General features: G+C 60.4%; 14 protein-coding genes. 3 read left to right on the forward strand and 11 right to left on the reverse strand.

Annotated elements, in window-relative coordinates:
- Window positions 1-104 precede the first annotated feature (104 nt).
- On the forward strand, window positions 105-572 hold the full coding sequence (locus tag C8C89_RS00875; protein WP_101483828.1) for a DUF2147 domain-containing protein: 468 nt from the start codon (window positions 105-107) through the stop codon (window positions 570-572).
- A 46-nt stretch (window positions 573-618) separates the two neighbouring features.
- On the opposite strand, the gene C8C89_RS00880 is transcribed toward C8C89_RS00875, so the two are convergent.
- From C8C89_RS00880 to tyrS, 11 genes are all read right to left on the reverse strand, one after another.
- The gene (locus tag C8C89_RS00880) at window positions 619-1095 is read right to left on the reverse strand and encodes a YaiI/YqxD family protein (RefSeq protein WP_133993064.1); all 477 of its coding nucleotides are present in this window, start codon (window positions 1093-1095) and stop codon (window positions 619-621) included.
- 32 nt (window positions 1096-1127) lie between these two features.
- Window positions 1128-2183, reverse strand: coding sequence for a Holliday junction branch migration DNA helicase RuvB (gene ruvB, locus C8C89_RS00885; RefSeq protein WP_101483827.1), 1056 nt, complete (start codon window positions 2181-2183; stop codon window positions 1128-1130).
- Window positions 2184-2189: 6 nt separating this feature from the next.
- Window positions 2190-2768, reverse strand: coding sequence for a Holliday junction branch migration protein RuvA (ruvA, locus tag C8C89_RS00890; protein ID WP_070222695.1), 579 nt, complete (start codon window positions 2766-2768; stop codon window positions 2190-2192).
- A gap of 42 nt (window positions 2769-2810) precedes the next feature.
- A complete protein-coding gene (gene ruvC, locus C8C89_RS00895; RefSeq protein ID WP_101483826.1) occupies window positions 2811-3350 on the reverse strand; it encodes a crossover junction endodeoxyribonuclease RuvC in 540 nt (179 codons plus the stop codon).
- 182 nt (window positions 3351-3532) lie between these two features.
- Window positions 3533-5119, reverse strand: coding sequence for a bifunctional phosphoribosylaminoimidazolecarboxamide formyltransferase/IMP cyclohydrolase (purH, locus tag C8C89_RS00900; RefSeq protein ID WP_133988668.1), 1587 nt, complete (start codon window positions 5117-5119; stop codon window positions 3533-3535).
- A gap of 106 nt (window positions 5120-5225) precedes the next feature.
- Window positions 5226-5459 (reverse strand): helix-turn-helix domain-containing protein, encoded by a 234-nt coding sequence (locus C8C89_RS00905; RefSeq protein WP_008445162.1) that lies wholly within the window; start codon window positions 5457-5459, stop codon window positions 5226-5228.
- 178 nt (window positions 5460-5637) lie between these two features.
- Window positions 5638-6678: a tRNA dihydrouridine synthase DusB gene (gene dusB, locus C8C89_RS00910; RefSeq protein WP_133988669.1), complete on the reverse strand. Its 1041-nt coding sequence runs from the start codon at window positions 6676-6678 to the stop codon at window positions 5638-5640.
- 162 nt (window positions 6679-6840) lie between these two features.
- Window positions 6841-7485 carry a histidine phosphatase family protein gene (locus C8C89_RS00915; RefSeq protein WP_133988670.1) on the reverse strand — a complete coding sequence of 215 codons (645 nt, stop codon included), beginning with the start codon at window positions 7483-7485 and terminating at the stop codon, window positions 6841-6843.
- Between the two features lie 3 nt (window positions 7486-7488).
- A complete protein-coding gene (locus tag C8C89_RS00920; protein ID WP_133988671.1) occupies window positions 7489-8121 on the reverse strand; it encodes a YbhB/YbcL family Raf kinase inhibitor-like protein in 633 nt (210 codons plus the stop codon).
- Between the two features lie 25 nt (window positions 8122-8146).
- Window positions 8147-8596 carry a D-aminoacyl-tRNA deacylase gene (dtd, locus tag C8C89_RS00925; protein ID WP_133988672.1) on the reverse strand — a complete coding sequence of 150 codons (450 nt, stop codon included), beginning with the start codon at window positions 8594-8596 and terminating at the stop codon, window positions 8147-8149.
- Entirely contained in the window at window positions 8593-9858 is a 1266-nt protein-coding gene (gene tyrS / locus C8C89_RS00930; protein ID WP_133988673.1) for a tyrosine--tRNA ligase, read from the reverse strand. The genes dtd and tyrS overlap by 4 nt, the downstream gene beginning before the upstream one ends.
- Before the next feature lie 154 nt (window positions 9859-10012).
- Between tyrS and C8C89_RS00935 the strand changes: the two genes are divergently transcribed.
- Both C8C89_RS00935 and C8C89_RS00940 read left to right on the forward strand, forming a co-directional pair.
- Entirely contained in the window at window positions 10013-11380 is a 1368-nt protein-coding gene (locus tag C8C89_RS00935) for a M23 family metallopeptidase (RefSeq protein ID WP_133988674.1), read from the forward strand.
- A 146-nt stretch (window positions 11381-11526) separates the two neighbouring features.
- Complete coding sequence (locus tag C8C89_RS00940) at window positions 11527-12621, forward strand: anhydro-N-acetylmuramic acid kinase (protein WP_133988675.1); 1095 nt, start codon at window positions 11527-11529, stop codon at window positions 12619-12621.
- Window positions 12622-12641 lie beyond the last annotated feature (20 nt).

Below are 12641 nucleotides of genomic sequence, written 5' to 3' on the forward strand. Positions count from 1 at the left end.
GAAGGATTGCGCGGCGTCATCCGTGACGCCGCGCAGTACCGCTGGTCTTGCCTTGGTATATAAACTGTTCGTGACCCGATCAAAAAAACCATTGGAGACTAGCAATGCATAAAATATTCAAAGCAAGCGTCACAGCAAGCATCATGATGGCCGCCCTGGCCATCGCCGGCAGCGCCACAGCGCGCGACGATAACCACACGCCCGTAGGCACGTGGAAAACCATCGACGACGCCACCGGCAAGCCGAAATCGCTCGTCGTCATCACGGAAAACAACGGTGTCTTGCAAGGCAAGATCGACAAGCTGTTCCGCGCCCCGAATGAAGATCAAAACCCGAAGTGCGACAAGTGCACGGGCGCCAACAAGGACCAGCCCATCATCGGCCTGGTAATCCTGTCCGGCCTGAAGTATGACGGCAAGGAATGGACGGGCGGCGAAATCACGGACCCGGCCAATGGCAAGACTTACAAGAGCAAGGCCGAACTGATGGAAGGCGGCACCAAGTTGCAAGTGCGCGGCTACATCGGTGTACCAATGTTTGGCCGCTCGCAGACGTGGGTTCGCGAAGAATAAGCAGCGCACGCCCTGCCCTGATGAAGCCGGCCCTGCGCCGGCTTTTTTACGTCTGACGCACGGCTGGCGCCGGCTTGCGGTGATGCTTGCTCAGATGCCGGTCCAGGCTGTTGGCGAACTGCTGCCGGTCGGACTGGCTGAAGGCGGCCGGGCCGCCCGTGTCCACGCCACCGCTGCGCAATTCTTCCATGAAGGCACGCATCGTCAGTTGCTGGGCGATATTATCTTTCGTATAAAACTCGCCACGGGGATTCAGCGCAAAACCGCCCTTGGTCAGCACGTCGGCAGCCAGCGGGATGTCACCCGTGATGACGAGGTCGCCGGGATTGAGCAGGCGCACGATTTCCTGGTCGGCAACATCGGCGCCGGACGGCACTTGCACGGTGCGGATGAAGCGCGACGGCGGCACGCGCAAGCCCTGGTTGGCCACCAGGATGAGCGGCAACTCCAGGCGATCGGCCACGCGGTACAGGATTTCCTTGATGACCACGGGGCAGGCATCGGCGTCGATCCAGATTTGCATGCCCGGCATGGCTTGCTGACTACCGTCCGCCATCACAGTTCCCACGCTTCGCCGCCGGGGCCCATGCGCGGTGCGCTGACGCCGAAGTGCAAATAGGCGGCCGGCGTGGCAACGCGGCCACGCGGCGTGCGCTGCAAGAAGCCTTGCTGGATCAGATACGGTTCCAGCACGTCTTCGATGGTATCGGCCGCTTCACCGATAGCGGCCGCCAGGTTGCCGATGCCGACGGGACCGCCGCCAAACTTGAACAGCACGGCTTCGAGCAGCTTGCGGTCCATCACGTCGAAGCCCACAGAATCGACGTCCAGCATGGCCAAGGCGCGGTCGGCCACCACCTTGGTGATCTCGCCATTGCTTTTGACTTCCGCAAAATCGCGCACGCGGCGCAGCAAGCGGTTGGCAATACGCGGCGTGCCACGGGCGCGCTGGGCGATCTCGTGCGCGCCTTCCGGGTCGATGGGCGCTTTCAGCAAGGCGGCGCTGCGCGTGACGATCTTCGTCAGTTCGCCCGTGTTGTAAAACTCCAGGCGCGCCACGATGCCGAAGCGGTCGCGCAGCGGGTTGGTCAACATGCCGGCCCGCGTGGTGGCGCCGACCAGGGTAAACGGTTGCAGATCGAGTTTCACGGAACGGGCAGCCGGACCTTCGCCGATCATAATATCGATTTGATAATCCTCAAGCGCCGGATACAAAATCTCTTCCACGACAGGCGACAGCCGGTGGATTTCATCGATGAACAGGACGTCGTTCGCTTCCAGGTTCGTCAAAATCGCCGCCAGGTCGCCCGGGCGCTCCAGCACGGGGCCGGACGTCTGGCGCAGGTTGACGCCCATTTCGCGCGCGATAATGTGCGCCAGGGTCGTCTTGCCCAGGCCCGGCGGCCCGAACAGCAAGGTATGGTCGAGCGCTTCCTTGCGCTGGCGCGCCGCCGTGATGAAGATTTCCAGCTGGTCGCGGATCTTTTCCTGCCCCACATACTCGTCTAGCTGCTTGGGGCGCAAAGCCCGTTCGATGGCTTCTTCGTTGTGCGAGATGGGCGCCGCGTCGATGATGCGCTGTTCCGTGAAGCTGTCGGTCTGGATGCTCATGCCTTATCAGCCTTTCGACAGCGCTTTCAGCGCCAGTTTGATGCCGTCCGAGACGCCGCTGCCAGCCGGCACGTTTTTCACGGCAGCCAGCGCTTCCTTGTCCGAATAACCGAGCGCCACCAGCGCGTTCAAAATATCCGATTGCGCGTCCGGCGCCGCGTGTGCGCCACCGGCGCCGATATCGGCACCCAACTTGCCCTTCAATTCCAGCAGCAGACGCTCGGCCGTCTTCTTGCCGATGCCAGGTACTTTGACCAGGCGGCCCGAATCCTGCAAGGTGATCGCTTGCGCCAGGTCGGCAATCGTCATGCCCGACAGGATGGACAAGGCCATGCGCGCGCCCACGCCCGTGATCTTGATCAACTGGCGGAACACGGCCCGCTCAGCCGCATTGCCGAAGCCAAACAACAGATGCGCATCTTCGCGGATGGCCTGGTGCGTGAACAGCACGACTTTTTCACCCACGTGCGGCAAGTTGTAAAACGTGCTCATCGGCACGTCGACTTCATAGCCGACGCCCTGGCAATCGACCAGCAATTGTGGCGGATTCTTTTCAAGCAAAATACCGGAGAGACGACCTATCATCGCGTGTTCCTAATGTTGTGTATATAGTTATGGGCCATGCGTTTACCCCACTAAACGGCCGCGCTTCATGCGCAAGCCCTGCAACTGGGGCGCCAGTGCGCCTATCATGGCCAGCGCATCGATGCTGTTGGCGTGGCAAATGGCCACGCCCAGGGCATCGGCCGCATCCGTGCCGGGCAAGCCGGGCAGTGACAACAGCCGCGACACCATTTCCTGCACCTGCTCCTTGGCCGCCTTGCCGTGGCCCGTGACGGCCTGTTTCACTTGCAGCGCCGTATATTCGGCCACCGACAGGTCGGCATGCACGAGCGCGCAGATGGCCGCGCCGCGCGCCTGGCCCAGCAGCAGGGTCGATTGGGGATTGACGTTGACAAACACTTTTTCGATGGCCGCGCAATCGGGCTGGTAGGTACCTACAATTTCGCTCACGCCCTGCAGGATGATCTTCAGGCGCGGTGGCAATTGCCCTTCGGAACCCGTCTTGATGGTCCCTGACGCGATATAGCGCAGCTTGTTGCCGTGTTTTTCAATGACCCCAAAGCCGGTCGTGCGCAGGCCAGGATCGATGCCAAGAATAATCATCGCCAGATTCTATAATGAATACGGCAGGCACCGGTGAATAACCGATGCCTGCCGCTGAGTACTTTTTAGAGAGGCTGTAGGTCGGATTAGCGGTACGCGTAATCCGACATGCGTTGCCAACTGCGCTTGTCGGATTACGCGCGGCCTGCGGCCCCGCTAATCCGACCTACTTTCTCCATCGATCAATGACGGAAGTGACGCGTGCCCGTGTAGAGCATGACCACGCCGCGCTCGTCCGCCGCATCGATCACTTCCTGGTCACGCATGGAGCCGCCCGGGTGGATGACGCAGGTCGCGCCCGCATCGACGACGACGTCGAGGCCGTCGCGGAACGGGAAGAAGGCGTCCGACGCCACCACGGAACCGGTCAGCGACAGGCCCGCGTTTTGCGCCTTGATGGAAGCGATGCGGGCCGAATCGATACGGCTCATTTGGCCAGCACCCACGCCCAGAGTCATGTTATTGCCGCAGAAGACGATGGCGTTCGACTTGACGAATTTCGCCACTTTCCAGGCAAACATCAGGTCAGACAATTGCTGCGGTGTTGGCTGCAGCTTGCTGACCACGCGCAAGTCGCCGATACCGACGTTTTTCGCGTCCGGCGATTGCACCAGCAGACCGCCACCCACGCGCTTGAAGTCCATGGCGTTGACGCCATTGCCCAGTGGGATTTCCAGCATGCGCACGTTTTGCTTGCTCGACAGAATCTGTTTCGCTTCCTTTGAAAACGATGGGGCGATCAGCACTTCCACGAACAGCTTGGCGATTTCGCCGGCGGTGGCGCCATCGAGTTCCGTGTTGAAGGCGATGATGCCGCCAAACGCGGAGGTCGGGTCCGTCTGCAGGGCACGCGCATACGCTTCGGCCGCATTCTTGCCCAGGGCTACGCCGCATGGGTTCGCGTGCTTGACGATCACGCAGGCGGCGCTTTGCTCGAAGCCGCCCAGGCTCTTCACACATTCCCAGGCTGCATCGGCATCGGCGATGTTGTTATACGACAATTCCTTGCCTTGCAGCTGGCGATAGTTGGCCAGCGCGCCATCGATGGTCACCAGGTCGCGGTAGAAGGCGGCGCTCTGGTGCGGGTTTTCACCGTAGCGCATGTCTTGCACTTTTTCAAAGGCAACGTTCAGGATTTGCGGATAAGCGCCGCGCTCGGCGTGCACTTTCGTCGGGCCCAGGCTGGTCAGGTAGTTGGTGATGGCGCCATCGTATTGCGCCGTGTGCGCAAAGACTTTTTTCGCCAGCATGAATTTGGTGTCGTAGCTGACGTCGCCTGCCTTGCCGTCGGCCGAGCGCATTTCCGCCAGCACGGCGTCGTAGTCGGTCGGATCGCAGATGACGACCACGTCCTTGTGGTTCTTGGCCGCCGAACGCAGCATGGTCGGGCCGCCGATATCGATGTTTTCGATGGCGTCTTCCAGCGTGCAATCGGCCTTGGCAACCGTGCCCTGAAACGGGTACAGGTTGACCACCACCATGTCGATGGTCGGCATGTCGTGCTCGACCAGTTTCGACATGTGCTCAGGGAAATCGCGGCGCGCCAGGATACCGCCATGCACTTTCGGGTGCAAGGTTTTCACACGGCCATCGAGCATCTCCGGGAAACCCGTGTAATCGGCAACTTCCGTGACAGGAACACCGTTGTCTGCCAGCAATTTTGCGGTACCGCCGGTGGACAGGAGGTTGACGCCGAGGGCCGACAGGGCACGGGCGAATTCGAGAACGCCGGTCTTGTCGGAAACGGAGAGGAGAGCTTGTTTGATCATGGCTGTGGCTAGGTGGTTAAGTGTTCTTGGAGAATGGCGCAGCGCTCAGCTTCAGGCTAAGCCCGCTGCGGCGGATTCAAATCTTGGCGTCACTTGCATGCCGGCATTACAGCAAACCGTGCTCCTGCAATTTCTTGCGCAGGGTATTGCGGTTGATGCCCAGCATCTGCGCGGCGTGCGACTGGTTGCCATCGGCGCGTGTCATCACGACTTCCAGGATGGGCTTTTCCACGGTCAGCACGACCATGTCATAGATATTCGATGCTTGCTGTTCGCCCAGGTCATTGAAGTAATCTTCTAGACTTTTCTGTACGACTTCCTGAATGCTTTCTTTGCTCATTTTTATGCTTCAACCGGCTGAACACCTGGCAATGCGGTGCCGCGCCGCTCATGCGGTCCGCGTGCTGCCCTCTTGCCTCGGTGTTGTAATTAATATTGCATGACGCTCTGTATAGGCGCTCGCCCTTGTACTTCTCGCAACTATTGCTTGTAACTTATATCACTGCGTTGCTATCTGCTCATGCTGCCGTGGCCGTTTCTAGCAGGCCACTTTCACTGGATTCGGAGAGGCGGTATTGTAACCGCTCGCCAAATTTCCATTGCGACTCAAAAAATTGATCGACGGCCAGCAATTGCGCGTCCGTCGACTCCAGCAAGTTCATTTGCTGGCGGAACGCTTCGCCGCCTTCCAGGTCTTTCACATACCAGCCGATGTGCTTGCGCGCCGTGCGCACACCGAGAAATTCTCCGTAAAACGCGTAATGGGCGCGCAAATGCTCATCCATCAGGGCACGCACTTCATCCACGTAAGGTGCCGGCAACACGGTACCGGTGCGCAGGAAATGGTCGATTTCGCGGCAAATCCACGGCCGGCCCTGCGCCGCGCGGCCGATCATGACGGCATCGGCGCCCGTTTGATCGAGCACAAAACGGGCCTTCTGCGGACTGGTAATGTCGCCATTGGCCACCACGGGAATACCCACTGATGCTTTCACGGCGGCAATGGTTTCATATTCGGCATCGCCCTTGTAGCCATCGGCGCGCGTACGGCCGTGCAAGGTCAGCATCTGGATGCCAGCCTGCTCGGCGATGCGGGCGATTTTCAGGGCATTCTTGTTTTCGCGGTTCCAGCCCGTGCGAAATTTCAGGGTGACGGGCACGTCGACGGCATTGACGACGGCGTGCAGGATCTTTTCGACCAGGCTTTCGTTTTGCAGCAGGGCCGAACCGCACCAGCTGTTGCACACCTTCTTCACGGGGCAACCCATGTTGATGTCGATGATCTGCGCGCCCCGGTCCACGTTGAACTTGGCGCAATCGGCCAGGTCTTGCGGATCGGCACCGGCGATTTGCACGGCTTTCGGCTCCATTTCGCCTTCGTGGTCCGTGCGGCGCGCGCTTTTTTCCGTCGCCCACAGGCGTGGATTCGACGCCGCCATTTCCGACACGGCATAGCCGGCACCCAGCTGCTTGCACAACTGGCGGAAAGGCCGATCCGTCACGCCCGCCATGGGAGCGACGAAAACGTTATTGCGCAGAATGTGAGGGCCGATTTGCACTGAAGAACCTGGAATGGACGGAGGAACCTGCTATTTTAACCGATTCCCTGCCTATTTAATAAGCACTATTTTTTTGTTTCAGTGCGCCAGAGTGGGCGCCGCGCTTGTGCAGCACAGCAAAACGGACCGCTGGCGGCCCGGTCCGGCAGCTCGCCCCGACTGTTAGCCCAGCTCGTCCATTGCGGGCGCGTTCAAGTGTTCGACATTTCCCCAGTGCACCAAATGCAGCTTGCCATCCGCATACGAAAAACGGTTGACGCTGGCATTTTGAACCTGGAAGTCGCGCGGACTGTCGAGCGCCATGCCGATCGCCTCGCGGTAGGCGCATTCGAGCACGCCGCCGTGTGCCACGATGGCTATCGTCTGGCCTTCATAGCGCTGGGCCCAGCGCGCGATGGCGCCATTTGCGCGCGCATAGAACTGGCGGAAGCTCTCCGCTACGCGCTCGCCGGAGGGCATCACGGCATCGATCTGCCGCGATTGCCATTGCGCATACTCATGCGGATAGCGCGCGGCGATGTCCGCATACAGCAAGCCTTCGAAAGCGCCATAGCAGCGCTCGCGCAGCAAGGGGTCTGCCTGCACGGGAAGGTCTTTCACATCGGCTACGGCTTGCGCCGTCTGCTGCGCGCGTTGCAAGTCGCTGGCAATGATGGCGGCCAGCGGTTCGTCCGCCAGCGCCCGCCCCAGCGCGGCCGCTTGCGCCAGACCCGCCTCGTTCAAGGCGATGTCGATATGGCCCTGCAGGCGGCGACCCGCGTTCCAGGCCGTTTCGCCATGGCGTATCAGTAAAATCGTGGTGCTCATGCTTTATTTCTTCAGGGTAAGTGCCAGCTCGGGCTTGAGCGAGTAGGCAGCGACGAGCTGGGCTTCGTCGAGGATGTGGCCGTAGAGAGCGGCATGGGCTTGCTGCCCCGTAAAACGCTCGGGCAAGGCCAGGCGCGGCACGTCGAGCGCATACAGGCGGAAGATGTAGTGGTGGATGCGCTCGTCATTCCACGGCGGGCACGGGCCATCATAACCGTAATAATCGCCGGCCATGTCAGGATCGCCGGCAAACCAGCCCGTGTAGTCGTTGATGCCCTGGCGCAACACAGTACCAGCAGGCTTGCCGCGCGGCGTGATGCCGCTGGAAAACTCTCCGGCGGCTATGACCCGCATGTCCGGCGGCAAGTCGAGCAAGCTCCAGTGATAAAAGTCGCCGCGCGGCGCCGTCAGCGGCAGAGCCTGGTCATCACGGTTGGCCAGACTGGCGTCTTGCGGCGCATCGGGGTCGATGCAGAACAGGGCCAGCGATTCGGTGCCGCTAGGCACCTCATCCCAGGCCAGATGGGGATTGCGGTTGCCGGCGAGGCGCACGCGGCTGGCCGGATCGATCTCGGCAAACGCATAGTCGGCCGGCATCAGACCGCCATCACGAAACGTCTCGCTCCACAAAATCATCGCTTGCTCCCTTTTATCTTTTTAGTTATTGCTTTGCATTCACTTGCAGCCAAAAGGTGACGGGTCCGTCATTCGTCAGCGACACTTGCATGTCGGCGCCAAACTGTCCCGTTTGCACGGTCGCATGGCGGCTGCGCGCCTGTTCCACGAAATGCGAAAACAGGCGCAAGCCATCCTGCGGCGCGGCTGCCGGCGTAAATGACGGGCGCGTACCGGACTTGGTATCGGCCGCCAGCGTAAACTGGGGCACCAGCAGCAAGCCGCCGGCCACGTCCGTCACACTGCGGTTCATCTTGCCCGCTTCGTCGGCAAACACGCGATAGCCAAGCAATTTGGTCAGCAGGGCGTCCGCTTCCTTCTCCGTATCGCCCCGCTCCGCACACACCAGCACCATCAGGCCGGCGTCAATGGCGCCGATGGTGGCGCCGGCAATGTCGACTTTCGCCTGCGTGACTCTTTGCAGCAGCGCAATCATGCCGTCAAGGTGACGCGCGCGAAACTGCGCTTGCCAACTTGCAACACGAATTCGCCGGCCGCCACTTGCAAGCCCTTGTCGCTGATGACGGTGCCGTCGATGCGCACGCCGCCCTGGTCGATCTTGCGCATGGCTTCCGAGGTCGATGGGCACAGACCTGCTTGCTTGAGCAATTGCGGGATGCCCAGCGGTGCGCCAGCCAGCGCCACTGCCGGGATATCGTCGGGAATGCCGCCCTTCGAGCGGTTGACGAAGTCGGCCAGCGCATCTTCCGCCGCCTGCTGCGAATGGAAACGGGCGACGATTTCTTGCGCCAGCGCAACCTTGGCATCGCGTGGATTGCGGCCTTCCTCGACTTCGCGCTTCAGCTGGGCCAGTTCGGCGATCGAACGCCACGACAGCAACTCGTAGTAGCGCCACATCATGACGTCGGAAATACTCATCAGCTTGGCGAACATGGTGTTACCCGGTTCCGTGATGCCGATGTAGTTATTCTTCGACTTGGACATTTTTTCCACGCCGTCCAAACCTTCCAGCAACGGCATGGTCAGAATACATTGCTGCTCCTGTCCATACTGCTTTTGCAGTTCGCGGCCCACCAGCAGGTTGAACTTCTGGTCCGTGCCGCCCAGTTCCAGGTCCGACTTCAGGGCCACCGAGTCGTAGCCTTGCATCAGCGGGTAGAGGAATTCATGCACGGAAATAGGAATGCCGCCCTGGAAGCGCTTGGTGAAGTCGTCGCGCTCGATCATGCGCGCCACCGTGTAGTGGGAAGCGAGCTGAATGATGCCGCGCGCGCCCAGCGGATCGCACCACTCGGAGTTATATCGGATTTCGGTCTTGCTGGCGTCCAACACTAAAGATGCTTGCGCGAAATACGTCATCGCGTTAATCTCGATCTGTTCCTTGGTCAAAGGCGGGCGCGTGACGTTGCGGCCCGAAGGGTCGCCGATCATCGAAGTGAAGTCGCCAATGAGGAAAATGACTTGATGGCCCAGGTTTTGCAACTGGCGCATTTTGTTCAGCACGACAGTGTGGCCCAGATGCAAGTCGGGTGCAGTCGGGTCCAGGCCCAGTTTGATGCGCAGTGGAACACCGGTTTTCTCGGAGCGTGCTAATTTTTGCGCAAATTCGCTTTCGATCAAGAGTTCGTCGACGCCACGCTTGGTAATCGCGAGGGCTTCTTGTACTCTGTCCGACAGCACAAGCGCGGTCTGAGCGGCGTTAGCCTTTGTAGGCGATGCGGTGGTGTTGATTTCCATAAAATTTGACTGTAGATCTCAAAATGGTAGTAGGTTTGCGGAGTTTGCTATAATGCTCGATCCCATCAATCTTGCCGTATGAAAACGAACCAAAATAACAATAACAAAGAGCACTAGTTCACGAATCGTTCAAGGGCAAATTTTAACTGATTGCATGAACCCTATACATAAAATCACAAGCTCACGCTTGTACACACAGCTGACGACGACACGCAAGGCACGCATTATCGGCGCGTCCGCCGTGCTGCTCGCCGTCGCCGCCTTCGGCGCTGTCGCTGTGTCGCCCATGGCGCCCGACGCATCCGACTTGCCGGTCACGTCCATCGCCCAGAACCTGGAAATGCCTGATCTCGCCTCGCAAATTTCCGCGATGGAACAGGTAGACCAGAATTTCACCCACGAAGAAAAAGTCCGCGCTGGCGATACCCTCGCCACCCTGCTGACCCGTCTCGGCGTGAATGATCCGGCGGCCGCCAATTTCATCAAGACCGACAAGATCGCGCGCGGCGTGATGTTGCTCAAATCGGGCAAGCGCGTGCAAGCGCAAACGTCCGAAAACGGCGACCTCAACTGGATGCGCGCCACTCTCGTCGATGGCACGGACAAATCGGTCAAGAACATCCTGATCACCCGCAAGGGCGACAAGTTCGTGGCCACGGAAGTGGCAGCCCAGCTGGAACGCCGCGTTGAAATGCACGCGCGCAAGATTACCTCCACCCTGTTTGCCGCCACCGATTCCAGCCTGGACGGCACCCGCCTGCCAGACACGATTTCCGCGCAAATCGTGGAAATGTTCTCCACCAATATCGACTTCCGCTCCGATCTGAAACGCGGCGATTCGTTCAACGTTGTCTACGAAACATTCTGGCAAGATGGCGAATTTGTCCGCGCGGGCCGCATCCTGGCCGGTGAATTCACCAACCGCGGCAAGACCTACCAGTCCGTTTGGTTCGAAGACCCAGCCAGCAAGCAAGGCGGCGGCTACTACAGTTTTGACGGCAAGTCCCTCAAAAAAGCCTTCCTGAAATCCCCCCTCGAATTTTCCCGCATCTCGTCCGGCTTCTCCATGCGTGTGCACCCGATTTCCGGCAACTGGAAAGCGCACAAGGGCATCGATTTCGCCGCAGCAACTGGCACGCCTATCCGCGCCTCGGGCGACGGCGTGGTCGATTCCGTTGGCAGCCAAAATGGCTACGGCAATGTTGTTGTCCTGAAACACTGGGCCAACTACAGTACCGCCTACGCCCACATGAGCCGCTTCGCTTCGGGCTTGAAAAAGGGTCAAAAAGTAAGCCAGGGCGATGTGATTGGCTATGTCGGCACCACCGGCTGGTCCACGGGCGCCCATTTGCACTATGAATTCCGCGTCGGCGGCGTGGCACAAGACCCAAGCAAGCTGAACGTGCAAGCCCAGGCGCCGCTGACGGCCGCCGAGCTGAGCCGCTTCCGCATGGTCTCCGCTGACATGATGCACCGCTTCACCCTGCTGCGTCCGAACGACACGGCACTGGCGTCGCGCTAAGCAACACTGCGACACTGCCTTCGGGCAATACACAAAGGCACCGCCCATGCAGATGGCCGGTGCCTTTGTTTTTTCCCCCGCGCTTTTGCGTACGGCACAAATGCGGCACAATGCACCTCATCACTTACGCACGCGAGGAAACACCCATGCTATATATCGGTTTAATGTCGGGCACCAGCCTCGATGGCGTCGACGGCGCGCTGGTCGATTTTTCCGACGATGGCGGCGTGCGCAGCCTTGGCGACAGCTATATTGCCTTTCCCGCCAGCCTGCGCGCCGACCTGATGGCCCTGCAAAGTGCGGGCCAGAATGAAATCGAACGCGAAGCGCTGGCGGCCAATCAACTGGTGCGCCATTACGCCGACTGCGTCGCCATGCTATTGAGCAACGCCGGCATTGCCCCGGACGCCATCACCGCCATCGGCGCGCATGGCCAGACCATCCGCCACCGCCCCGAACTGGGTTTTACGCGCCAGCTGAACAACCCGGCTCTGCTGGCCGAACTGACGGGCATCGATGTCATTGCCGACTTGCGCAGCCGCGACGTGGCTGCCGGCGGCCAGGGCGCGCCGCTGGTACCAGCTTTCCATCAAGCCATTTTCAATCTTCCCGGCCACACGCGCGTGCTGGCCAATATCGGCGGTATCAGCAATATCAGCGTGCTGCATGCGGATGGCACGGTGACGGGCTACGACACAGGCCCGGGCAATGCGCTGATGGATGGCTGGGTCTTGCAGCACCAGGGCCAACCGTACGACGCCAACGGCGCCTGGGCCGCTACAGGCCAGGTCATCCCCGCCCTGCTGGCAGAATTGCTTAATGAACCGTATTTTGACTTGCCGGCGCCAAAAAGCACGGGGCGCGACCTGTTCCATGCCGACTGGCTACAAGCCAAGCTGGCCAGGCATACAGCTGCCCGGCCGGCCGACGTGCAAGCGACCCTGACGCAGCTGACGGCCGCCAGCCTGGCGCAAGCCATCGCGCGCGACGGGGCGCAGGCGGAAAACGTGTATGTATGTGGCGGCGGCGCGCAGAACGCCAGCCTGATGGCTGCCCTGGCCGCTGAATTGCCGGGCATCGCGGTGGCATCGACGGAAGCGCTGGGCGTGGCGCCCAGCCAGGTCGAGGCGCTGGCCTTTGCCTGGCTGGCCTGGCGTTTTACACAGCGCAAGCCTGGCAACTTGCCGGCCGTGACGGGCGCGCAGGGTTTGCGAGTATTGGGTGCGCTGTATCCCCGTTGATCATGCGTAGAAACACAAAT

It is taken from the genome of Janthinobacterium sp. 75 (assembly GCF_004365495.1).
Taxonomy (GTDB): Bacteria; Pseudomonadota; Gammaproteobacteria; order Burkholderiales; family Burkholderiaceae_D; genus Janthinobacterium.